Source organism: Polaromonas sp. P4_H1 (genome assembly GCF_056400945.1).
Window position 1 is genome coordinate 84,700 of the sequence record NZ_JBFUKG010000007.1, and the last position, 24,725, is coordinate 109,424.

A 24,725-nucleotide genomic window follows, 5' to 3' on the forward strand; every position below is an offset into this window, starting at 1 on the left:
CAGCAATTTCCCGCCGGGCCGCCCCAAGGGAAATTAGCCCCCTCGGAGGCAGAGAGTTACGCCCAGTGAGCGAACATGAGGGCCACATCCTCATGCGGCCTCCAGCACCTGATGCGCCTGATAGAGCGAAGCGTAGCGGCCATTGATATTCATGAGTTCGCGATGGTTGCCGGTCTCCGTCAGGCGGCCACGATCCAGCACCAGGATGCGGTGAGCCATCCGCAAAGTGGACAGGCGGTGCGCCACGATGAACACGGTGCGTCCTTCGCAGATCCGGGCCATGTTGTCGTGAATAACCCGCTCGCTTTCGTAGTCCAGAGCGGCGGTGGCTTCGTCGAATAACAGAATTTGCGGGTTGTTCACCAGCGCCCGCGCAATCGCGATACGCGAGCGCTGCCCACCCGAGAGCTTGCTGCCCCGCTCGCCGATCACTGTGTCATAACCCTCGGGCAATTGCAGAATGAACTCGTGCGCACCGGCCAGTCGAGCGCTGTCCATCACCGCGCTCATGGCAATGGCCGGATTGCCCAAGGCAATGTTTTCACGCACAGAGCGGTTAAACAAGGCCGTGTCCTGCCCGACCACGCCGATCTGCCGGCGCAACCAGGCGGTGTCCACCACACTCAAGTCCATGCCATCAAGCAAAACACGGCCCTTCTCCGGAAGATACAAGCGCTGCATCAACCGCATGAACGTGGTCTTGCCCGCGCCGGAAATTCCGGTAATTCCCACGATCTCGCCGGGACGAATGTCCACGCTCACATCGCCAAGCACCTCTGGAGCGTTCTGGGCATAACGAAACGAGACATGCTCAAACGTCACACGGCCTTCCAGTGCGGGCGGTGTGCTGCGTCCAGGCCGGAATATGGGTTCGGGGGTCGCATTCATGATATCGGCGAGGCGCTTGATGCTGACCTTCATCTGCGTAAAGTCCTGCCACAGCGAGGCGAGCTTCAGGATCGGCGCATTGACACGACCCGACAGCATGTTGAAGGCGATCAGGCCTCCCACTGTCAGGTCACCGTCGATGACCAGCTTGGCGCCAAAGTACAGCAGCAATACCGTCAACACCTTGCTCGCCAGGCCGATAAACTGGTTGGTGGCATTGCCCAAGTGGCCCGATTCGAAGGCGGCCGTCACATAGTCGCACAGGCGCCGCTCCCAATCGCGTTGCCACGCGCCTTCCACCGCATGACTCTTGAGTGTTTCCATGGAGGTGACGGTTTCCACGAGAAAGGTCTGGTTTTCGGCGCCCAGTGCGAACTTGTCTTCCAGCTTCTTTCGCATCAGTGGCGTGATGAGCCAGGACGCGGCGAAGAACACGGGCAAGGAGCCAATCACGATCAGGGTGAGCGGCACGCTGTAATAAAACATCACGCCCAGAAACACCACGGCAAAGAACAGGTCCAGCCAACTGCTCAGGGCGCTGCCCGTCATGAAGTTGCGCGCGTTCTCCAGTTCGCGCACCCGTGCCACCGTATCGCCACTGCGCCGTGACTCAAAGTAAGACAGGGGCAGATGCAACAGGTGGCGAAACAGCTTGGCACCCAGCTCCACATCCACACGGTTGGTGGTGTGGGTAAAGAGGTAATGCCGCATGGCACCCAATATCACCTCGAAGAGTCCCACTCCCAACAGGGCAATCACCATCACATCCAGCGTTGTCATCGAACGGTGCGTGAGCACCTTGTCAATCACCACCTGAAAAATCAACGGCGTGAGCAACGCAAATATCTGCACAAAGAAAGAGGCAAGCAAAACCTCACCGAGCACCCGCTTGTACTGGCTGAGCGACGTCCAGAACCAGCCCACCCCAAAACCCCGATCAGAGGCACCGTTGTCCATCGCCACGGCTTGCGGGCGCGCCGTGATCCATTCCAGCCGGGTTTGCGGGGCCATCTTCCGGGAAAACTGGGCCCAGGAAAGCTGCCGCGGCTGCGCGGCGCCGCTGGCTTGAACCACCACACAGTCTTTGCTGGCATGGCCTATGAGCAGCCAGGTCCCACCCGGTCCGCGTGCGAGCGCGGGCAAGGGGCCGCGCATGAGTTTATTCAACGAGGTCTGGTGATGCTTGGCCTCAAGTGCCAATCCTTGTAAAGACTGAACCAGGGTCGCGCTGTCGGGACCTTCGGCCGGCCAGGCATGGTGCTCGGCCAGGCGTGCCACATCGGCGCTGGCGCCCACCAGATGCAAAAAGGATGCGATCAAGCCATATAAATCCGATAAGGAGGCCGCGTATGCTGCATCTGTAGCGTTGGGTTGACCGGACTCTGGTGGACCGGGGTGTTGAGGTGAGGTGTCGGATTGCACGAAAGGCTCAAGCTGATGAAAAAACTAGTGAATGGCGGCAGTGTCTGCGTCGCCCGGTGGGACGGGCAGCCAGGCCGAGTAATTACCGCCATTGAGCGTCAGGCCCAACTTGGACAGAAAGCGCCCGGTGCGGTGAATGGAAACGCCACTGGCCACGCCGATGTACACCTCGGCGGCGGCACGAGCGTGGGCCCAGGCCCGAAAGGCCATCACCATCTTGATGGCGGCCAGTCCCCCGCGATACTCGGGATGCACCAGCAAGAAAATCGAAGAAGCAATGCGCTCGCGGCAGAAAAAATACTCGTCGATGATGCCAATCATCAGACCGTGCAGCTCGCCCGAGGCATGCCGCGCAGCCACAAAGAAAGTGGTGGACAGCGGCTGCTCTATCATGCGGGAAAATCGCTGGGCCACACGCTCGCCGTCGTACGGCAAACGCGCGAAGCGGCTCTCCAGGTGGCACAGTTGACCCAGTTTCACCAAAGACGTGATGTCACCCACAACAGGCGGTGCGACCTTCAAGCAGACGCCCCATGCAACTGCACGGCCTGCGACTGGGCAGCCTGCGTCCATTGCGCCTGCATGGCCGCAAGGGTCTGGTCCGGGTCTTGCCCGTCCTGTATCTCGATGTTGGCCAGCGGCGCGGTGTCATAGGTGGCGGTAACGCTGTTGATCATCTGCACCATCAGCAAGGCCATGTGCTCGGGGGCAAGCGGCACGGCTGCGGGCACAGTGACGGGTTCGGCAGCGACAACGGTAGAAGCACTCGGCAAGCGTGCGGTTTCGTCTACCGGAAACGCCACATCACCCACAGCACCCGTGTGGCCATCGGCCCATGTAAAGCGTGACTGCCCCAGTTCGGTGACCCCGTCCACCTGCCGGACTTGGTGGTCACTGGCAAGGCCAATCTGAGTGATACCGATTTCGTCCAGGGTATGGAATTCGCCCAGTGCGCTTACACCATCGCCGTTGGCATCCTCCCAGGCTCCGAACTCCTGCCAGCGCGCATCCAGCCGGTCAAGCAAGCCGTTGCCGTTGCTGTCAAAAGCCGCAAGTCCCTCCAGGTCAGTGCGGGCGCCAGCAAGGTAGCTCACAAACGAGATTTCATCAAAACGGTCTATCACCCGGTCTCCGCCTATGTCGCGCGCCAACAGTGCGTCGTCCGCCGATATCCAGGCCAGGTGCTCACGCCAGCCGTCGTGGTTGACGTCGAAGTAAGCTTTGGAGTCGTCCAAGCCTACATAGTGCAAGCCATTGCCGGTCAGGTCCAGCGTCACCGGCTTGCCGCCACCCCCGCTGCTAGCGCTGGAGCCCACATGCACGGTATTGATGGCGACGTTGGTACTGGCACCACCGCTGTCGGTCACGGTGATGCTGAAGGGGTCGGCCCCGCCGTAGACGTCGCCGCGCTGGCTGTAATACTGCCAGGCGCCACTTTGCGCCACGGCATAGGCGGGTGCCTGGGTATGGTCAATTTCGCGGGGCGCGGAAAGGTCGGTGTACTGGTTCGCCCATGCATGCCCATGCTGCGGACCACCCGCCATGCCAAACCTGATCCCGGAAGAATCACCATCGGGGTCGTAAGCCACAACACCACCCGCTTGCCGGTATGGGTCATCCACCGACCAGATTGTGGTGTCTCCGGGGGTTTGCAGCTTGAAGGGATTGCTTTCCGAATAGAACGTGGCATCCAGAGGCTCCATTGCCACGGGCCGCATTGCGCCATTGCGGTAGTAGGTGGGTGTCACGGCCGCATAGTCGTAGACATAGGCCACATAACCCTCTTGGTCAAAATTGGCCATTTTCAAAGTACGGTCGTATAAGTCGCCCGTGGCGGCCAGAACCCGCGCCTGCGCCTCCTCATGAATGGCTACATCCTCGGTGGAACCCACGTCGCCGTCCAAGCCACTACCGGGATAAAAGATTTGCTGGTAGCCGTACAGTGGCCTGCCATACCAGATATCTTCGATGATGGGAGCATCATTGACCGACTGCACGTTCAACTGGGCCATGGCCCAGGTCTGGCCGCCATCTCCATCGCTGACCTGGTACTGAAAACTTGCCGTTCCGTAAAAATCTGCCGTCGGCATAAACCGCACCGAACCATCTGCCTGCAGGCTCACCGTGCCGTTCTGGGCATTGGCCACCGCGGTGACACGCAAATCGGCCGCCAAGTTATCAGCGTCCGAGTCGTTGACAAGCAACTGGGCCTGGGCGATGCTGAAGGCAATGTCCTCATAGCCGATGAAGCCGTCATCGGTGGCAGTCGGGTTGATGTTGATGTGCGAAAAATCGATCTGCGCCGTGGCGGTGCTCGTGGCCCCTTCCGGGTCCTGCACCACGTAGTCAAAACTTCCCCTTCCGGCATAGCCTGCATCGGGTGTAAAGCGCACGTTGCCGTTGGCATCCAGGGTGGCGGCGCCATGCTGCACGTTGCTGATGGCGCTGATATGCAGCGCTTGGGGCGACTCGACGTCGGTGTCGTTCGCCAGCAAGGCAGCTTGCGTGAGGGTATAGCCCACATCGCGTTTGCCCCAGACTAGCTCACTGTTGGCCACCGGTGCGTCATTGACCGCATTGAAGTTCAGGTTGACGGTAGCCTGGCTTTCGCCCCCCACGCCGTCGCTCACGGTATACGTAAAGCTCGCCGAGCCGTTGAAGTTGAGGTCTGGCGTAAAAACAATTTCACCAGCCACCACCTGCACGTTGCCGTGGCTGGCATTGCCCGCTGCGCTGATGGTGAGATCGCCGTGAGGGTTGTCCACATCGGCGTCGTTGGCCAGCAGCGCACTTGCAGTGAAGCGGGCCTGGATGTCTTCATCCAGCGTGGCCGCCTCACCTACCAAGCGCGGCGCATCATTGACCGGGGCAATGTCCAGACTGGCCAGACCCACTGTAAAGCCACCAACACCGTCGCTCACGGTATACGTGAACTGTGCGGGGCCGAAGTAGTCCGCATCAGGCACAAAACGGATGGAGCCATCGGGATTAAGCGCAACAGCGCCGTGCGTGGCGTTGTCGACGGCAACGATGCGCAGATCCGAATGGGGGTTGTCCACATCGCTGTCATTGGCCAGCAGCGATGCCTGGCTCAAGGTCTGCACCTCGTCCTCATTGAAGCTGACCGTCTCGCCCAGCACCTCCGGGGCGTCGTTCACCGGTGCCAGATTGACCACTACCTGGCCTGCTACCTGCCCGCCGTGGCCGTCATCCACCGTGTAGCTGAAACCCGCCGCGCCGAAATAGTCGCGCTCCGGCGTAAAGCGCAAGGTGCCGTCCGGCCATAGCACGATGCTGCCGTGCTGGGCATTGCCCACGGCGGTAATCGCCAGCACCTGCGCAGGCTCTGCATTGGTGGTTGCGGTGTCTACATCGGTGTCGTTGGCCAGCAGCAGTGCCGGCTTGATGTTGAGGACGATGTCTTCATCACCGGCCAGAGCCTCGCCAGTGACCACGGGCAAATCATTGACGGGCAGGACCGTCAGGTGCACGGTGGCTGGGGTTTCACAGCCTTTGCCCGCAGCAATGCTGGCGGGGTTTCTGTCGCCCACCCAGTAGCTGAACTGGGCCGGGCCGTTGTAATTGGCGTCCGGTACAAAGCGCACCGTGCTGTCCGGTTGCAAAAAGACCTGACCATGTTCCGCCAGACCAGCGCGGGTGATGCGCAGCACATCGCCATCTACCGCGGTATCGAGATCACTGTCATTGGCCAGAAGGCTGGCAGCGGTGAACAGCAGCGTGTGGTCTTCATCGCCGCTGGCGGTCTCGCCTTGTGTAACGGGAGCATCGTTGACGGCAGCCAACTGCAAACTGACACTGGCGCTGCCTGACAGGCCGTATTGGTCAGTCACGGTGTAGCTGAAGCTGGCCGGGCCGTGGTAGTTGGCTTCGGGCGAGAACACGACTTCCAGTGCGCCCTGGGCATTCACCTGCAGCGACACGCCGCCATGCACGGGGGCAAACACCGAGGTGATGCGCAGGCTGGGTTCGCCTGGCCGAGCTGGCGCGTTGAGCGTGCTGTCGTTGGCCAGCAGCAAAGACTCAAGAAAGCGCAGGCCGGTATCTTCCCCGCTGGAACCCTGCTCGCCCTGAACGCGTGGAAAGTCTACGACTGTGGCGGAGTCTGCGCTCAGCATGCCAGTCGCGGAAATACCCTGAGAGGCATAGCCTGAAGACTGGATCGAAGAAGACAACACTTCGCTCGCTACTGAATTAATAGCCGTTTGCGCCACCTCTTCCCGGGTTAACGCCTGATTTGAAGCATCAATATGGCTTGCAACTGGATCACTGGTAGCTGAATCATTTGCAACTGGCACGCCAGTGCCCGTTGTGGCAGAAGACGAAGGCGTGGAGCCAGTGGAATAAGGCGCAAGGAACTCCGACGCGGCAATGCTGACCCGCGTTCCATCCCAGATTTGCCAGTCGATGTCGCTTGTGACGGCGGACTCAGACGGTGCTGCCGATGTGATCAAACTTTCGGTGTCTGCCGGCGTTGAAGCGTTTTTGCTCGCAGCGGCCAGCACAGGCCACTGCGCCGCGACGGCGCCTAGAGCTACCGCAGTCAGGGGCATTGCGACGGATGCTGTGTCGAACAGACCTACGCTGGCGCTGCGCACCATCGCCTCCGTTGCCTGTCTGACCTCACCACCCAGGCTGGTTGCGGCTAGGGGTATGAATGCCAGGCCAGCGACTGCTGAGTTACTGCGCACTTGCGCTGTGCCTTCTGTTTGCCCCATGGCTTGGCCGCTAACGGTCTGCCCTGCTGCACCACCCTGCATCCTGGCATCACCCGCACCAAGCGCAGTGCTGGTCTGAGCGCTTTGCGTGGCGATGGTGCGTGCACTCGTCGTGGTGAGGCGGCTGTCGCCTGTATCTACCGTGGATGTGGCTGCGGCGCTTGCTGCTGTAGTCGCCGCTCCTCCGCCACTGATATGCGCCGCCCGCCCGTCAAACTGCCGGGTGTTGACGGCATGCAGCGTGGCGACGGCAGGTGCATTGGTTTGCTCATCCAGCTGGAGCACGCCGCCCGTGACGGCCTTGTACGCCACACCCAGAACGTCACCGGTCAGGGTTTGGGCAGTCAGCGGCGCACGGCTTCCGTCGGCCTTGACGATGGCGGGCGGGTTGCTGCCAAAGTCGATGGCAGTGATACCTGCCTGGGCCAGGGTTTGGACTTCTGCGGCGTTGTTGCCACTACTGTTGCTACCGCTCGCATCGGCATTAACGTCCATCCACAAACGCAGGGCTGCAAATGCAGGGTCGCGTGCATCAAGCAGTTTGTCGTTATTGGCATCAAGCCAGTTCAGACTGTTCAGGGCCGTGCTGCTGCTCAGGTTCAGCAGTTCGCCCGTGCCTATGGTTCCATCTCCATTGGCGTCGATAGCCAATGCGCTTTGATTGGCGGCCAACCACTGGCTGCGCTCCAGGTAGCCGTCGCCGTCAATGTCTATGAGAGCGTTTTGAAGGGCAGGCTCCACCGGCAATGCAAGCGTGAGGGCTTGCATTGTTTGATGTAGACCGTCGGCCAATTCTTGCGGCAAGCCAGCCTGTGTGCCTGGCTGTTGAATGCCTTGGCCTTGTTGCAAATGCGCCAGCACGGTTTGCACTTGCCATGCCGGAGCAATCGCGCCCTGGGCATGCTGCATGAAATCGCCAGCCAGGGTTTCACCGGTGCCGTCGCCCCGGCTACCTGCGCCATCGTAGTAACGGGTCTGGGTTTGACCGTTCTCATCCTGCCACTTCAAGTACACAAATCCCTTGGCGCCATTACCCAGGTTGAAGCCATCGGGGTCGTACTGATAGCCAATGGCGGGCAGCAGGTTGGGGACCAAGGCGTAGCTGTTGCCAGCTTCGTCCCTCATGGCTGCGAGCTGGGTTTGCAGGCCATCGACCAGGCTTTGCATCCAGCCAGTGGCCGTCGCTCCGCCGCCTTCTGCGTCCTGGTCGGTGATGACGTGGGTGTTGCCTGCGCTATCCCATTCAGCATGGGCCAGGCCTTCGCGCATGGGGATATCGGGTTCATCACCGAACAGGCTGCCGCAGATGGTGATGGCCACCGAGATAATCTGGCCGTAAACGGGAATGAAGTTGGCGGCGGCGGCCAGGATGGCAACGGGGTCGCCCGAGTCCAGGGCAAGCACCAAGCCCAAGCCGGGTAAGAAGTTACCGCCGAAGGTGTCACTGACCAGACCCATCTTGGTGGCAGCGTCGTAGGTCAGGTTTTCTACCAAGCTTAGGCCGCTGTACAAGGCGCCACCTGCATTACCCTGATCTAAAGCGTTGAGCAGGCCCAGCACCGAGGCCGCCGTTCCCAGGTCGCCAGGCAGAGCATTGCCTGCAATCTTGTCTACAGCGTTGTAGATGCTGGCCACGGCAGCGGTGCGCTGCAGGTCGCTCATGTCGTCCCAGTACTGCAGGCCGATGATGCTGTTCATCAGGCCGACGGCACTGGCGGCTTGGCCGGCTTGGGCTTCGGCCTGGGCTTGTTCGTATTTACTGGATGTGAGGACTTGGCCAGCGTCGCTGACATACACGCTGTCGCCGCTCAAGTTCTTGATCTGGTAGTAACCATTGGCCAGCTGGTTAATCTCGCCGGCAATATCACCATCGGCGTTCACGAGGAAGCTGCTGGTCGCAGTGAAGGGCAAAACGTCAAAGCCGCCGAGCTGGCCTGCGCCATAGGTGCCTGCGTTGTGGTTGCCAGTGAAGTGACTCGCCAAGTCGAGGACCGGAATATCGCCGACGTTCAGAGGCTCGTCCGCGCCAGAACCACCATCGGTAACTACGGCGTTGCCGGTGTGGGTGCCGGCGTCTGCGTAGTCCGTGCCGGGCCCTACCGTGGCGGCCTGGATCAAGCCGGTTTCCAGGGCTCTGAGCTCATCAACGCTCAAGGTGCGAATGCTGACTACCTCTGACCCATCGGCACCCGGGTGCACCTTAAACAAGCGCTGCGTTTCCTGATCAAAACTTTGCTGGGCGCGCTCGCCGGTATTCAGGCCATTCGGATCAAGCCATTGGGTTTGTCCGTCCGGGTCCGTGCTGCGGGTGTAAGTGACGCCGCCTACCGTATAGCGATCCCCCACGCTGTTTCCAGCCCGGTCCCACTGCCCCTGGAGCTTCAAGATGTTGCCGGTCCACTGGCTGAAGGTGGTAGCGGTTTCGCCTTCAGCGGCGCCTGGAATGCTCTCCACTACCGTGGTTTCGCCCCGTTCGGTGTGGCTCACACTGTAATAGCTGAGCTCGCCTTCAGGGTCAAAAACCTCGGTAACAATGTCGCCTTTCTTGATACCTCCATTGGTGCTATCCGCCTTCGCGATGAAGCTAATGGTGGTTGAGTCATCCTCATGGTTTTTGATGTCACGGTTCTTGTCAGCTGGAGGTTGCGCACTGGCGGCAGTTGACGAAGATGCCGGGGTGGCCGATGCAGGGGCGGTTGAAGCGCTGGTTGGATCACCGATCCAGACTTTGTTTTCCGGACCAACAGGCAAACCGGTCATCAGGTCGTAGGCTGTGCGATCTTCCCAGTGGCCACCGGCAGGGGTAACCTGCGCAGGCACCGGTCGATCATTTTCCGGTAACGACGGGTCAAATCGAGAAAACGAACGCAAGCGATAGCCTACGCTTGCTCCATTTTTGTCTGTTCGATTGAAGCCACTCTCCGGATTCAGGTATTTGCCAACATTAGCTGCCCCAAGCCAGCCCGCTCCAATCAGACTACCTTCGGTTAATACGGTGCCATCGGAAAGAGTCTCCCCCAAATGAGCCCATGCCCCATTGCTCTTTAACTGATCTCTGACGGCCTCAACATTCAAGGCGAAAGCGTTGTCTTGAGCAGTCTTTTTGGTCAAAAAATCATCGTTACTCCAAACCCCATCTTTACCAGTCCAATTGCCATTTTTATCCTGATATTTCGTCTGCTGTAGCGCATCAGGCAACATCTGATAGGCGCCCAACGCGCCATGACTGTTGACCGCACGATAGTCCCCACCGCCTTCCAGGCCTACGAGATATTCACGCAAAGCATTGGTGCCGCCGATCCGGACGGGGGTAAGAGAGGCGTCTTCGTACTTGTAGATGTTTTGTAGTACGGGATTTCGATCATCTGTAGTTACGAGATCGCTGGGACGATAGCGTCCAACGGTGCTATAACCGACCGCCTTTTGATCCACAAGCACAATCATGTCGGTCTTCGAGAAGTCGAAGTTATTTTTGTACAGGGTGTACGGATCAACCGCCACGCGCTGCATCTTGCCGTCGATTTCGGCGTAGGTGTAGGCGGACAGGTGATCGTGTACCGCAACCGTACCGACATTGCTCATGGTGCCGATGACCGTACCGGCTTTAAGGGTCAGGCCATCCAAGCCAATAGGCAGGTTACTCATGTGCCTGATGACGTATTCCACGCCATCCGTGCCCTCAATAATTGCGATTTTGTTGGCCGGCAACTTAGGATTCTCGGTCACTATTCTCAGCGTGCCGTCGACCGGAGCGCCAATGAGGACGTTTTGGTTAACCGCATGCCGTGTGGTGACATCCCTGACGGTTGGAACGCTGCTGTTTGTATCCGTTTTGCTCGGTTGCAGTTCACCGTAGATGACGTCGATACCGCCGTGGAATCGGCCGTCACGGGCGGCCCCGAAAACTTGCGCTCCCACCTCACCGCCGGTTGTGGTCAGCCGGGGAACATACGTGATACCGTTCACCACTTTGGGTGGCAGCATGTTGTTCAGCAATTGCTGAAAACTGGATGGGTTAGCCATGTGGATTCCTCAATAGGGAGAAAACGACAGGAACGGCGTGGTAGCAAACAGCTCCTTGCTCACGCGGTCAGTCAACTGGATCTCCATCACGGCGAGCTGCTTGACTTCTGGGAAAGCCAGCTCATCCTTAGGTTCATACTCGTAGGCACCAGCTGATGGCGGGTTCTTGTATGCACGCATGCCAATGATTTGGGAGTACTGCCACACGACATAGAGCTTGTCTCCGATGGCCCACATGCCCAACGGCCTTGCACGGGGGCACGCATCAAGATTGGGGCGCTCGCAGGCGCGCATGAGACTGGCATTCAGCACTTTCGGCTTGTCCTGCAAGTAAAGAAAACGAGCGCGGTCAATGTCCCAGATAAACCCGAGTTCGATCTTGCTTGCGGGTTCTGGCTCTCCGCTAAAGCGTGGTTTCCATTTGGCATTGGTCCTGAAGCTAAGTTCTATGAGTCCGGCGATTAGGCGTTGTTTGGCGGGGCCGTAAAAAGCGTCCGTCGGGCTTGCATTGACGCTAAGTCGATTTCGCGTCGTATCAGTTGGTGCAACCTTCTTAAATTCCGCATCAATTTGCCTGCTGATCGCACCACGGTCCACTTTCAAAAAGCCGAGGGCAAGCCTTTTGTTCGCCAATTCCTGATACGCCGCTGCAGGAGCGGTCACTCCGGTACCGCACCCCATTGAAGTGGAGCTTGTACTGCACGACTGCATAGGAGGTCCAAACTTGGTTGAGATCGTGGTCGAGTCGCATCGCCACCTATCTGCCCCATCCCCCCCAAAGCTACATCGCTGGTCGCTGATGGCTGGCGGCAGGGATTTGATATCGAACTTCCCATAGTTCTTCAATTGGTCGTGCGCCAACAATTGCTGCGGACTCATACTCTGAAGCACCACGCTGTCAATGCTTGCCCGCCATGTATGCATGTGGAACACTTCAAACTTGCGACCCTGTACAAACTGCATGTTCAGCGCTTCGATACCGCCGCGTTGCACCCACATATAGGGGTCGACCCATTGACCTTTATCTACAAGCAGAAAGGGCATCGCCCCGCCTGGATAAGTCGTCATGTACAAGCCGTCTGGCATTGAGGGCAGGACAACTTGACCAGAAACTGCACTTTGGCTGCTGGCCGCAGTACTGCGCTCCTGCGCATGAGCGGTTGTGTATAGGCCGAGTGCAACCGCAATGAGGACAGGTGCAGGTGCAATCGCAACAGCGCACTTTCGCAAAAAATACTTCATGCGCCGCCCCTCTCAATCCGGCGCATCGCACCAATGGGCGATCTTGATAACCACTGATTTCGTCGCCCCGACGAGTGACTTCGTCGCGTCGGCACTTCTGATGATGCAAGCAAATACACCTTACTTGCGTTCGCCGTGTGCTTGCCGGACGATCTTGGTATCGGGTTGGGGGTAGGTTGTTCTCGGCGGCCTATTTTCGGCACACCACCTTGCCAGAACCAAAATGACATGACGGTCGGCGGTGGCGCGAAGCGACCAATACTCCCATCACAGCTCACCAAAACTGGCGGCAGACACCGTGGCTTCCTGATGCCACTATTTTTATAGCTCTTCCCCATCCCACTCCCTGCTTTCCTCTTATCGTTATCTCTTCATCAGCATTGATCTCGACTTGGCGAGTCTGCTAGCTGTTTAATCATGCCACCGCCAACGCATTTCCAGTGCCGCACCCCCTGTCAGGACTAACAGGTGCGTTGTCATAGCGCGACATGCATCGGTCGCGCACGGAAAAAAATAAAGGGGTTAATTAATCTAGTTGGACGATGCTTCTTGACGGCCTGCTCCCTACATCACAGCAGACTGCGCCAGTTTGTTCAAGACTTTGGGTGCATTTGTAAGTACGCAAAGCGAGCACGATCTCTACTTCGAAAGTGCACTGCCGCGATTGCATCTATCCCTGAAGACGGACTCCACTTGACTCCCTTTTTTTCTTCTAAAAAGTGTCAGCTTTACTGGTCAGCCACATAAAAAAAGCCCCGCATCGCGGGGCTTTTTTTGTACGCTGCGTGCGCTTTTCAGTGCGACAGGATTTTGTTGAGAAAATCCTTGGTGCGCGCCTGGCGGTTTTCGGGGTGGTTGAAAAACTCGTCTTTCGAGCAGTCTTCCAGAATCCGGCCGCCTACGTCCATGAAAATGACGCGGCTGCCGACCTTGCGGGCAAAGCCCATCTCGTGGGTCACGACCATCATGGTCATGCCTTCGACGGCCAGGCCCATCATGCAGTCCAGCACCTCGCCGACCATTTCGGGGTCGAGTGCCGAGGTGGGCTCGTCAAACAGCATGGCAATCGGGTCCATGCTGAGCGCGCGGGCAATCGCCACGCGCTGCTGCTGGCCGCCCGACAGCTGGCCCGGAAACTTGTCTTTGTGCGCCATCAGGCCGACGCGGTCGAGGTATTTCAGTCCGTGTGTTTTGGCTTCATCGGCCTTGCGGCCCAGTACCTTGACCTGTGCCAGCGTCAGGTTCTCGGTAACGCTCAGGTGAGGAAACAGCTCAAAGTTCTGGAACACCATGCCCACGCGGCTGCGCAGCTTGGGCAGGTCGGTCTTCGAGTCATGCACGGCCTGGCCGTCCACGAAAATCTGGCCCTTCTGGAAGGGCTCCAGCGCGTTGATGACCTTGATCAGGGTTGACTTGCCCGAGCCGGATGGCCCGCAGACCACAACGACTTCGCCTTTTTGGATGGCGGTGGTGCAGTTGTTCAGGACCTGCACGTCACCGTACCATTTCGAAACTTCTTTCAATTCAATCATCTTGTTCTCCAGTGTGCGTCATGGTTATGTATGTTGCGTCATGGCGTCTTGATACGATTTTCAGCGAATGATGGCGATCCTGCTTTGCAGCCGTTTGACCATGAAGGACAAGCCGTAGCAGATCACAAAATACACCACCGCGGCCAGCAGGTAGGCCTCTTCGGGGCGGCCGTAAATCTTGCCGGCGGTGGTGAAGCCCTTGAGCAGATCGTAGGCGCCAATCGCATAAACCAGCGAGGTGTCCTGAAACAGGATGATGGTCTGGGTCAGCAGGATGGGCACCATGTTGCGAAACGCCTGGGGCAGGATGATCAGCCGCATGTTCTGGCCATAGGTCATGCCCAGGGCGCGCCCGGCGTTCACCTGCCCGCGCGAAATCGACTGGATGCCGGCGCGCATGATCTCGCTGAAATAAGCCGCTTCAAAGGCCACAAAGGTGATCGTGGCCGAGAGTTCGGCGCCAATGGGCCTTCCGATGATGGTGGGCACCAGCAGGAAGAACCACAGGATCACCATCACCAGCGGAATGGATCGCATACCGTTGACGTAGATGGTGGCGGGAATCATCAGCACCTGGTTGCCCGACAGGCGCATCAGCGCCAGAAGAGTGCCCAGCACAATGCCGCCCAGGGTGGCAATCATCGTCAGCTGCACGCTGAAGAAGAAGCCGTTGACGACGAACTTGGAGATGATCTCCCAGTTCAGAAAGGTCAGGTCGAGTCCCAGCATGTCAGTGCCCTCCGCCTGCGGTGCCGGCAACGATGTAGCCGGGAATCTGCACTTTTTTCTCGACCACGGCCATCACGCGGTTCACGGCAAATGCCGACATCGCGTACAGCGCCGTGACGGCGATGTAGATCTCGACGCCGCGAGAGGTCTCTTCCTGGGCCTGCATGGCGAACATCGTGAGTTCGGCAATGGACACCGCGAACGCCACCGAGGAATTTTTCAGCAGGTTCATCGACTCGCTGGTGAGCGGCGGGATGATGATGCGAAAGGCCATCGGCAAAATCACATAGCGGTAGGTCTGGGCCGTGGTGAAGCCCAGGGCCATGCCGGCATAGCGCTGGCCGCGCGGCAGGGCCTGCACGCCGGCGCGCACCTGCTCGGCGATACGGGCGGAGGTAAAGAACCCGAGGGCGAGCACCACCAGGACGAAACCCGGGACTTCCTTCATCGGGGGGATCACCTTGGGCACCACGAAGTACCAGAGAAAAATCTGGACCAGCAGCGGAATGTTGCGAAACAGCTCCACCCACGCATTGCCAAGCCGTACCAGCCACGGGCTGTTGGGCAGGGTCCGGCAGGTCCCCATCAGGGCGCCTATCAGCATCGCCACGACCCACGCCAGGCCCGCGACGGACAGCGTCCAGCCCCAGGCATTAAACATCCACTCCAGATAGGTGCGACCGCTCCCATCGTCGTTTAAAAAAACTTTCCAATCCCAGCTCATGGCAACTCCAGCCTGTTGTTGTACTTCGGTGACTCTTTGCGCTTGACTAAACAACAAACCCCGCCAGAACAGTCCCCGGCGGGGTTTGTGATCTCAGTGGCCGGAATTACTTCTTGGCGTAGTCTTCCATGGGTTTGTCATTGGGCGCATTCCAGGCAGCCTTGGTGCTCTCGCTGGCGGCATAGCCCACTTTGGTGTTTTTCGGGGGAATCGGCTGCATGAACCACTTCTCCCACAGCTTGGCAATTTCACCCGACTTCATCATGGCCTTGACCGTGTCGTCACCGAGTTTTTTGAAGGCGGGGTCGTCCTTGCGGATCATGATGGCGATGGGCTCCACGCTGAGCACTTCACCGACGATCTTGAAGTCGGCCGGGTTCTTGGCGGTGGCAATATTGCCGGCCAGGATGGCGCCGTCCATCACGAAGGCGTCGGCACGACCGGACTCCAGCAGCAGGAAGCTGTCGGAGTGGTCCTTGCCGAAAACTTCCTTGAAGTCGATGCCGCTGGCGCGCTCATTCTTGCGCAGCGTTTGCACCGAAGTCGTGCCGGTGGTGGTTGCCACGTTCTTGCCATTGAGCTGGACAATTGAGGTGATGCCGGAGTTGGCTTTCACGGCGATGCGGACCTCTTCGACGAAGGTCGTTGGCAGAAAAGACACATCCTTGGCGCGGGTGGCGTTGTTGGTGGTCGAGCCGCACTCGATGTCCACCGTACCGTTTTGCACCAGCGGGATGCGGTTTTGCGAGGTGACAGGCTGGTATTTGACTTCCAGCTTGCGGCCCACGGCCTTTTCCAGGTCGGCGATGACGCGCTGGCAGATCTCGACGTGGTAACCGGTGTACTTGCCATCGCCCAGCGTGTAAGACAGTGCCCCGGAAGAATCACGAACCCCCATGGTCACCACGCCCGAAGCCTTGACCTTGGCGATGGTGTCGGTAGCCTGGGCGATGGCCCCGCCGGTTGCGAACAAGGCGATGGACAGAGCGGCTAGTTTGAGTTTCATGGAATCTCCTGTGTTGAAATGAAACGGTGAGTAGATACTATTTTAGAGAGTTGGATACAAGGCCATGCCTAGGTTTACCCGGCTCTCGCAGCGGCTCAGGCGGGACGGACACAGGGGACCGCGCCTGAAAATACTGCCTTGAAAGCCTCGGTACAAACGACGATTTCCGTAGCTTCCAAAACGGTGCATGTATAAAAATCCAGCGCTATCAATTTCATATGTAAGCAGTCTTTATGCCACACCTTAGCCGGGCTCCCTGATTTTCAACCCGGGCATGCAGCGAGCGTCGCGGTGCGGAGCCGGCAGCGGGCAAGCCGCGGGACCGCCAACCTCCAGACGGCCTCATGCCACCAAGCGGCGCTGCATCCCGTCGGAAAGCGGATGTTCGAGCGGGGTCCAGGATGCGGGGGCAGCAGGGCTTGGGAATTCGGTCATGGTCAAAATTTGAAGGTGACGCACTGTAAGTTTGCGGGTGCAAAAACACCAATGCTGTTTGAGTGGACAACTATGCATTTTATTTATAACCACTAAGGGTTGCTACCTAGTACTTCGACACAGAGGTATCGGAACACAATGAAAGCGATGGATTCGGGCCCAGGCCTAGGCGCAAACCGCAGACATAGCCGTAGCTATGGCGAGGATTTGCAACGACGGCATGGGTTCGAAGGCGCGCTTTCATGTTTCGATATTTCTGGGTCGAAGTACTGGGCTGCCCAGGCTATCGGGTCGGTGGCTGGATTCCACCCCGGCCCGCCGCTTTGTCCCGGGGGCCGGTTGAGGTCTGTAAATAGGTCCACAGGGCCTGCGCATGGCTTTTGGCCGCCTCTTTGGAAGTGGGCCGTGCGCGGTAAAGACGGACATCCATGGTCATCTCCAGGTTGCCGCCCGCGCTCACCAGCTTTTTGGCCCGGAGCTCTTTCCTGACGGCGCTGAGCGGCAAAAAGGCGATGCCGTGCCCCTCGAGCGCCATGGCCTTCAAGCCCTCGGCCATGTCGGTTTCATACACCCGGTCCAGGTGAATCGCGGTACTGGACTGCTTGAGGATCAGGTCGACCACCCGCCCCAGATAGGCGCCGGGCGCGTAGCCCAGGTAGGGCAAGGGCTGCCCGGCTCGCCCCGGCAGGCTGAACTCGGGCTCGCCGGCGGCATTGGCCTTCACAAACGGCGCGAGCACTTCCTGGCCCAGCGACACCATCTCGTAGCGCTCAGGGTCCAGCTGGAACGGCTGGGAATCATGGTGGTAGGCAATCAGGAGATCGCAACTGCCTTCCACCAGCCGCATCACCGCGTCATGCACGTTGAGTGCGATCAGCCGGCTTTTGATCGGGCCGAACTTCTCGCGCAGGCTGCTGACCCACGCCGGGAAGAAGGTGAAGGCCAGCGTGTGCGGCACGGCGAACTCGATGACATCCTGCCCGGCCGAGGTGTGGCCGCGCAGCATGGCGCGGGTGGACTGCAGGCCCTGCAGCATTTCCAGCGACTGGCTGTACAGCGTCTCGCCGGCAGGCGTCAGGCGCGTGGGATAGGAGCTTCTGTCAACCAGGTCGGTGCCGGCCCAGGCTTCGAGCGCCTGGATGCGCCGCGAAAAGGCCGGCTGGGTCACATGACGCAGTTGGGCCGAGCGGCTGAAACTGCGGGTTTCAGCAAGACTGACGAAATCTTCCAGCCATTTGGTTTCCATGGACCTAGCGACCGCAGTTGGACGCGCCCGAGTGGGCCGTCATGGTGTGCGCGGGCAAGGCGCGACGAGGCAGCAGGCACTTGCCTGCAAGGAGAAGCAACGCCGCCAGCGTGCGCCAGGACGGCTCAATCGGGCGTGTAGCGCTCTCAACCAAACGGCGAGGTTGTTCAAAGTCACTGGTGTGGTTGCTCATGCAAGCTCCAAAAGGCAATCAAGCGGTCAACTACGGCCGCTAGGTCCTTGGATTATGCGAGCCCCGCGAGGACCCGGCGCTACGGGGATTCCCATGGGCCCCGGCGCCCGGAGGGGTGGCAGGGTCTTGCGGATCTGCAGTCAGCTATCAATTAAATAGCAAACTTCCGCCGCTACATGCCGATGAATTGCCGATTTACGCGTAAGCCTCTGAGGAATTCTGCTGCAGCGCCCACATGCGCGCATAAGCACCTTCCATCTCGAGCAACTGAGCGTGCGTGCCGCGCTCCACAATGCGCCCGCTGTCCATCACCAGAATCTCGTGCGCCTCGACGACGGTGGAAAGCCGGTGCGCGATGACCAGCGTGGTCTTGTTCTGCGCGGCGGTGCGCAGTTCGGCCTGGATGGCGCGCTCGTTGGCCGAATCCAGCGCCGAGGTGGCCTCGTCAAAAATCACCACCGGCGGGTTTTTCAGCAGCGTGCGGGCGATGGCCACGCGCTGCTTTTCGCCGCCCGACAGCTTGAGCCCGCGCTCGCCCACCATGGTCTTGTAGCCCAGCGGCGTGGAGGCAATGAAGTCGTGGATGCGCGCCGCCCGGGCCGCCTCCTCCACCTCGGCGTGGCTGGCGCCCGGCTTGCCGTAGGCAATGTTGTACTCCACCGTGTCGTTGAAGAGCACCGTGTCCTGCGGCACGATGCCGATGGCCTGGCGCACGCTGGTCTGGGTGACGTGCCTGATGTCCTGCCCGGCAATGGTGATGCGGCCGCCCTCGTGCGGGTTGCTCACGTCGTAGAAGCGGAACAGCAGGCGCGCCAGCGTCGATTTGCCGGCGCCCGACGACCCCACCACGGCCACCGTCTTGCCCGGCGGTATTTCAAAGCTGACCTTGTGCAGGATGGGGCGGGCCGGCTCGTAGGCAAAGCTGACATTTTCAAAACGCACCGCCGGCGACGCGTCGATGCGAAGCGGCAGCGCCGAAGGCTCGTCGGCGATTTCCCGCTCCCGCTCCATCAGCGTGAACATCTTGTCCAGGTCGGTCAGGCTCTGCTTGATCTCGCGGTAGATCACGCCCAGAAAACCGAGCGGAATATAAAGCTGGATCATGAAGGCGTTGACCATCACCAGGTCGCCCAGCGTCATGCGGCCATCGACCACGCCCTGCGTGGCGCGCCACAGCATGGCCATCAGCCCGATCGCAATGATCAGCTGCTGCCCGGTGTTGAGCAGGCTCAGGGTGTTCTGGCTCTTGATGGCGGCCTTGCGGTAGCGCTTGAGGTTCTCGTCGTAGCGCGCGGCCTCAAATTCCTCGTTATTGAAGTACTTGACGGTTTCGTAGTTCAGCAGCGAGTCGATGGCTCGGCTGTGGGCCGATGAGTCCAACTCGTTCATGGTCTTGCGGAACTGCGTGCGCCAGTTGGTCACCGTGACCGTGAAGAAGATATAGAACACCAGCGCGATGCCGGTGATGGCGGCAAACCAGACGTCAAACTTGACGCCCAGCAGGGTCAGCACCAACGTGACCTCGATCAGCGTCGGGATGATGCTGTACAGCGAGTAGGAGATGAGCGAATGCACGCCGCGCGTGCCGCGCTCGATGTCGCGCGTCATGCCGCCGGTCTGGCGCTCGAGGTGAAAACGCAGGCTCAGCGCATGCAGATGCCGGAACACTTCCAGCGAAATGCGCCGGGCCGCGCCTTCCGTGGCCTTGGCAAACACCAGCTCACGCAGCTCGGTGAACAGGGTGGTCGACAGGCGAAGCAGGCCATAAGCCAGCAGCAGCGCGGCCGGCACCACCAGCACGGCCTGCACATCGCCGGGCTTGAAGCTCATGGCGTCGACCAGGTTTTTCAGCAGCAGCGGCACGCCCACATTGGCCAGCTTGGCGCCCACCATGAAGGCCAGGGCCGCCACGACGCGCCATTTGTACTCCCACAAATACGGGAAAAGCCGCTTCAGCGTCCCCAGGTCCGAGCGCCCCGCGGCGGCCGGCGGGGAGCCGGCCGGAGCAGGCAGGTGAAGGGAAGAATCGACAGTGGAAGCTCGGGAGCGCATGAGTGACAATCGTGGCAAGAGCCCGATGGGCTCCTGGTTGTTTAAATTCCTACACAAGATTGTGCCTATGTCTTTCGAATCAAGCGCCAACCCGGGTATACACGCCAAAGCCGCCGCAGCGGCGGCCGCTGAGGCCGCCGAGGCTGCAGACGCCCTCAGCGTCCTGTTGCCCACCGACAAGGAACTCGTTCTCAAGGTGATTCCGATGCCGGCCGACTGCAACGCCAATGGCGACATTTTTGGCGGCTGGGTCATGGCCCAGGTCGACCTGGCGGGCTCCGTGGTACCGGCGCGCCACGCGGGCGGGCGCCTGGCGACCGTGGCGGTCAACCAGTTCATCTTCAAGCAGCCGGTCCGGGTGGGCGACATCCTGTCTTTCTTTGCCAGCCTCACCCGCATCGGCACGACCTCGATCACGGTGCAGGTCGAGGTGTATGCCGAGCGCTTTCGCGCACAGGGCCGCTACATCAAGGTCACCGAGGCCAGCCTGACCTACGTGGCGATCGACGATTTCGGCAAGCCGCGCAAGATTGCCAGCACCTGACCTCCCGCCCCCCGCTCCTTCCCGCTTTTCCCTTCTCCCCTTCTCCCCTTCTCCATTTGCTCCAATACGGTTCAGTCCAGGACCCGTGAAGCTCCCTCCCCTTCCGGGGGWGGGTTGGGGTGGGGGCCAGCGACGGCCAGCCAAGCACGGCGGCCCGACGCCCACGCCATGAGCCCCCATCCCGGCCTTCCCCCAGCGGGGAAAGGAGATGATCGGCACTGCACGCGCTGTGCTAACTGAATGAACCGTATGCCATTTGCTCGCGCAAAATGGCACCATGACCCAACCCGTCGAAGCCATGGCGATCCTTGCCTGCAAGAACAGGAAATGCTGGACGAACTGGCTGGCCAGGCACCATGCCAGCAGCCCGGGCGTCTGGCTGCAGATGGCCAGGAAGGATTCGGGCCTGGCGTCCATCTCCCACGCCGAAGCGCTGGAAGCGGCCTTGTGCCAGGGCTGGATAGACGGCCAGCGCAAAAGCCTGGACGCGCAATACTTCCTGCAGAAATTCACGCCGCGCCGGGCCAGGAGCATCTGGTCCAAAATCAACCGTGAGAAGGCATTGGCGCTGCTGGCTGCCGGGCACATGCAAGCCGCCGGCCTGGCCGAGATCGAACGCGCCAAAGCCGATGGCCGCTGGGATGCGGCCTATGACGGGCAAGCAAAGGTGACCGTCCCTGACGACCTGGCAGCCTTGCTGGCCAAGGAGCCCCAGGCGAAAGCCTTTTTTGAAACCCTCGACTCACGCAACCGCTATGCCATCTTGTTTCGGCTCCAGACGGCGAAAAAGCAGGAGACCCGGGAGCGCCGCCTCCTGCAATTCGCAGGGATGCTGAGCCGCGGAGAGAAAATTTATCCCTGAACGGGCCCCCGCCGGCCTGCAGCGAAGGCCTCAGCCCCCGACACGCTGGGAGACGAACTCACCCTCGTAGCCTTTGGCCAGCGACAGCTTCTCGGCCTCGGTGAGCACCTTGCCCGCCAGCTGGAAGATGCCCTGCTCCTCGTCCTCCAGGTGGTGATGGATCTTGTGGTGCAGCTCTTTCGCCGTGGCCAGCCAGCCCGGTGACGTGAAATCCGTTGCTTCCAGCTGCTCCACCATCTCGTCCATCTCATGATGCTCTGCGATACCGTGGCGCGATGGCGCCTGTGTCATGTCGTGGGCAATCAGCGGCACATAGAAAAAGCGCTCCTCGGCGGCCGCGTGGGCCGCCAGCTCCTGCTTGAGCTCCCGGAAGAGACTGTGCCTTTCGGGGCTGTCGCCCTCGGTCTTGATCAGGTGGTCCACCAGGCCTCGCTGGGTTTCGTGGCTGATGCGCAGTGCTTCAAAGATATTCATCCGGCAATTGTCCGGACCCTGCCTGTCCGCGCGTGTAGGCAAATGGCGGTTTTTGCCTACAGAGGATTCGACGCCGGCCTGCAAATCAGCTATCAATTTAATAGCTTAATCCCTCGAAAAAACGGTATCAAAACCGTTTTTACGATAAAAATCATTTTTTTAAAGCAAAGTTGTCCAAACGCGCTAAATTAAGGTCTATGAAACAAGTTCTCATCCTCGGCGGCACCGGTTTTGTGGGCCGCCATGTCTGCGAGAAATTGGCCCAGCTTCAATGCCGCGTGACCGTGGCGACACGCCGGATTGACAACGCCCGCCACCTCCAGACGCTGCCAATGCTGGACGCGATCGAGATCGATGTGCATGACACCGCCGCCCTGACATCCCTGCTGGCCGGGCATGACGCGGTGGTGAACCTGATCGCCATCCTGCACGGCACGGAGGCCGCGTTTGAAAAAGCCCACGTGCAGTTGCCGCTGGCGCTGGTGCGTGCGTGCGAGGCCGCTGGTTTGCGGCGCATTGTTCACATCAGCGCGCTCGGCGCGTCCATCAGCTCGGCATCGATGTACCAGCGCAGCAAGGCCCGCGGCGAGGCCGTTCTGCTCAGTGCCGGGCTGGATGTGACGCTGCTGCGCCCGAGCGTGATCTTTGGCGCCGAAGACAAATTCCTCAACACCTTTGCCCGGCTGCAAAAGCTGTTTCCGGTGGTCCCGCTGGCCGCCAGCCAGGCGCGCTTCCAGCCGGTCTGGGTGGAAGACGTGGCCAGCGCCGTGGTGCGCTGCCTGCAGGACGGCGGCTCCATTGGCCAGGTCTACGAAGCCTGCGGGCCCGACGTGTTCACGCTGCGGCAGCTGGTGGAGCTGGCGGGCCGCTATGCCGGCATCGATGGCGGGAAGGGCCGGCCGGTCATCGCACTGCCGGCACCGCTGGGACGCCTGCAGGCGCGCCTGATGGAACTGCTGCCCGGCGAGCCCCTGCTCAGCCGCGACAACCTGGACGCCATGCAAACCGACAATGTGGCCAGCGGCAAGCTGCCCGGCCTGAAGGCGCTGGGCATCACGCCCACCGCCCTGAGTGCCATCGCCCCGTCCTACCTGGGCAGGCAGGGCCTGCGCGGCGGCCTGACGGCCAAGCGCAAGACGGCTGGAAGGTCTTGAAGGCCCCCACGCCTGAATGGCCCCCACGGTCGCTCACTGCGTGTAGCTCCCTGCCCCCCGAGGGGGCCGCTGCGCCTGCGGTCTGGCAAAGCCAGTCCCGCGGCCCCTGCTGGGATGAAGAGCCCCCACGCTTGTCACTGCGTGTACTGCGCTGCCCCCCGAGGGGGCCGCTGCGCCTGCGGCCCGGCAAAGCCGGTTCCGCGGCCCCTGCTGGCTGGAGAGCTACCACTTCATGTTCGCTCACTGCGTGTAGCATCAATCCGGCGATTTTTTTGCATCAATGGTGTACTGGCGTACCTGTAGCATCGCCTGTCGTTTCATTGTGACCTTCATCGTCAGCAGATCGGGGATTTCCATGCTCAAGCTCTATATCGGCAACAAAAACTACTCTTCCTGGTCCATGCGGCCCTGGGTGCTGCTCAGGCAGGCCGGCATTCCTTTTGAAGAAATCAAGGTGCGCTTTGATTCGTTTGACGCCGGTTCGGGCTTCAAGCAAAAGATCAGCAGCGTGAGCCCGGTGGGCAAGGTGCCGGCCCTGGACGACGGTGGGTTTGTGGTGTGGGACAGCCTGGCGATCGCCGAATACCTGGCCGAGCGCTTCCCTGACAAAAACCTCTGGCCCCAGGACCTGCAGGCACGCGCCCGGGCGCGCAGCATCTGCGCCGAGATGCACAGCGGCTTTGGCGCCCTGCGCTCGGCCTGCCCCATGAACATTGAGGCCAGCCTGCCCGAAGTGGGCCAGCTGATCTGGCGCGACAAGCCCGGCGTGCGCGCCGACGTGCAGCGCCTCATCGCCATGTGGAGCGAGCTGCTGGCGCAGCATAAAAACGTTCAGAAGCCCATGCTTTTTGGTGAGTTCAGCATCGCTGATGCGTTCTTCGCCCCAGTCTGCATGCGCCTGAAAAGCTACGCCCTGCCTGTTCCTGCTGAGATCACGGCCTACATCCAGCGCCTGAGCGCCCTGGCTGGCGTGAAAGCCTGGACCGACGACGCGCTGGCTGAAAACGATTTCCGCGATTTTGAAGAACCGTATCGGATCAAACGCTGATCCACAGAAAGCAAGCCTTCTCATGGTCACCATTTACCTGCGCTACGTACTCGATGCCACCAAGCTCAAGGAATTTGAGCACTACGGCAAACTGTGGATTCCGCTGGTCGAAAAATTCGGCGGAAAACACCACGGCTATTTCATGCCCAGCGAAGGGGCCAACAACATCGCGCTGGCGCTGTTTACCTTTGACAGCCTGGCCGCCTACGAAAGCTATCGCCAGCGCTCCTTTGAAGATGCGGACTGCCAGGCCGCCTTCAAATACGCAGAAGCCACCGGCTGCATCATCAGTTACGAACGCAGCTTTTTCCGCCCCGTGTTTTCCTGACCCCACCCGCAGGAGCGAAGAGATATGTCGCTCGCGTGAGCGCGCTGCCCGGCGTCAAGGCGTGGATTGACGATGCACTGGCGGAAA

17 protein-coding genes are annotated in these 24,725 nt (G+C 60.2%); 5 read left to right on the plus strand and 12 right to left on the minus strand.

All coding sequences use genetic code 11. The annotated features are described in order from the left end of the window. Positions 1-90 precede the first annotated feature (90 nt). The 11 genes from AC1DS5_RS11025 to AC1DS5_RS11075 all read right to left on the minus strand — a co-directional run bounded on the left by AC1DS5_RS11025 (position 91) and on the right by AC1DS5_RS11075 (position 20,228). Complete coding sequence (locus AC1DS5_RS11025; RefSeq protein ID WP_477718297.1) at positions 91-2,208, minus strand: peptidase domain-containing ABC transporter; 2,118 nt, start codon at positions 2,206-2,208, stop codon at positions 91-93. Between the two features lie 126 nt (positions 2,209-2,334). After that, positions 2,335-2,832, minus strand: coding sequence for a hypothetical protein (locus AC1DS5_RS11030; protein WP_477718298.1), 498 nt, complete (start codon positions 2,830-2,832; stop codon positions 2,335-2,337). Further along, positions 2,829-9,866 carry a cadherin-like domain-containing protein gene (locus tag AC1DS5_RS11035; RefSeq protein WP_477718299.1) on the minus strand — a complete coding sequence of 2,346 codons (7,038 nt, stop codon included), beginning with the start codon at positions 9,864-9,866 and terminating at the stop codon, positions 2,829-2,831. The genes AC1DS5_RS11030 and AC1DS5_RS11035 overlap by 4 nt, the downstream gene beginning before the upstream one ends. A 1,212-nt stretch (positions 9,867-11,078) precedes the next feature. Continuing rightward, the gene (locus AC1DS5_RS11040; RefSeq protein WP_477718300.1) at positions 11,079-12,311 is read right to left on the minus strand and encodes a hypothetical protein; all 1,233 of its coding nucleotides are present in this window, start codon (positions 12,309-12,311) and stop codon (positions 11,079-11,081) included. 794 nt (positions 12,312-13,105) lie between these two features. After that, on the minus strand, positions 13,106-13,843 hold the full coding sequence (locus tag AC1DS5_RS11045) for an amino acid ABC transporter ATP-binding protein (RefSeq protein WP_477718301.1): 738 nt from the start codon (positions 13,841-13,843) through the stop codon (positions 13,106-13,108). A gap of 60 nt (positions 13,844-13,903) precedes the next feature. Continuing rightward, the gene (locus tag AC1DS5_RS11050) at positions 13,904-14,572 is read right to left on the minus strand and encodes an amino acid ABC transporter permease (protein WP_477718302.1); all 669 of its coding nucleotides are present in this window, start codon (positions 14,570-14,572) and stop codon (positions 13,904-13,906) included. A gap of 1 nt (position 14,573) precedes the next feature. Further along, complete coding sequence (locus tag AC1DS5_RS11055) at positions 14,574-15,296, minus strand: amino acid ABC transporter permease (RefSeq protein WP_477718303.1); 723 nt, start codon at positions 15,294-15,296, stop codon at positions 14,574-14,576. A gap of 106 nt (positions 15,297-15,402) precedes the next feature. After that, positions 15,403-16,302, minus strand: a complete 900-nt coding sequence (locus AC1DS5_RS11060; RefSeq protein ID WP_477718304.1) for a transporter substrate-binding domain-containing protein — start codon at positions 16,300-16,302, stop codon at positions 15,403-15,405. A gap of 718 nt (positions 16,303-17,020) precedes the next feature. After that, a complete protein-coding gene (locus AC1DS5_RS11065) occupies positions 17,021-17,983 on the minus strand; it encodes a LysR substrate-binding domain-containing protein (RefSeq protein ID WP_477718305.1) in 963 nt (320 codons plus the stop codon). A 4-nt stretch (positions 17,984-17,987) separates the two neighbouring features. Then, the gene (locus AC1DS5_RS11070; RefSeq protein ID WP_477718306.1) at positions 17,988-18,176 is read right to left on the minus strand and encodes a hypothetical protein; all 189 of its coding nucleotides are present in this window, start codon (positions 18,174-18,176) and stop codon (positions 17,988-17,990) included. 195 nt (positions 18,177-18,371) lie between these two features. Then, positions 18,372-20,228, minus strand: coding sequence for an ABCB family ABC transporter ATP-binding protein/permease (locus tag AC1DS5_RS11075; protein ID WP_477718307.1), 1,857 nt, complete (start codon positions 20,226-20,228; stop codon positions 18,372-18,374). A gap of 67 nt (positions 20,229-20,295) precedes the next feature. Between AC1DS5_RS11075 and AC1DS5_RS11080 the strand changes: the two genes are divergently transcribed. Continuing rightward, the gene (locus tag AC1DS5_RS11080) at positions 20,296-20,772 is read left to right on the plus strand and encodes an acyl-CoA thioesterase (protein WP_477718308.1); all 477 of its coding nucleotides are present in this window, start codon (positions 20,296-20,298) and stop codon (positions 20,770-20,772) included. A gap of 277 nt (positions 20,773-21,049) precedes the next feature. Beyond that, entirely contained in the window at positions 21,050-21,634 is a 585-nt protein-coding gene (locus AC1DS5_RS11085; RefSeq protein ID WP_477718309.1) for a YdeI/OmpD-associated family protein, read from the plus strand. A 30-nt stretch (positions 21,635-21,664) separates the two neighbouring features. Here the strand turns inward: AC1DS5_RS11085 and AC1DS5_RS11090 are convergent, their stop codons facing one another. Then, entirely contained in the window at positions 21,665-22,108 is a 444-nt protein-coding gene (locus AC1DS5_RS11090; protein ID WP_477718310.1) for a hemerythrin domain-containing protein, read from the minus strand. 197 nt (positions 22,109-22,305) lie between these two features. Between AC1DS5_RS11090 and AC1DS5_RS11095 the strand changes: the two genes are divergently transcribed. From AC1DS5_RS11095 to AC1DS5_RS11105, 3 genes are all read left to right on the plus strand, one after another. Next, entirely contained in the window at positions 22,306-23,262 is a 957-nt protein-coding gene (locus tag AC1DS5_RS11095; RefSeq protein WP_477718311.1) for a complex I NDUFA9 subunit family protein, read from the plus strand. A gap of 355 nt (positions 23,263-23,617) precedes the next feature. Beyond that, the gene (locus AC1DS5_RS11100; RefSeq protein WP_477718312.1) at positions 23,618-24,310 is read left to right on the plus strand and encodes a glutathione S-transferase family protein; all 693 of its coding nucleotides are present in this window, start codon (positions 23,618-23,620) and stop codon (positions 24,308-24,310) included. Between the two features lie 22 nt (positions 24,311-24,332). Next, positions 24,333-24,638, plus strand: a complete 306-nt coding sequence (locus AC1DS5_RS11105) for an NIPSNAP family protein (protein ID WP_477718313.1) — start codon at positions 24,333-24,335, stop codon at positions 24,636-24,638. Positions 24,639-24,725 lie beyond the last annotated feature (87 nt).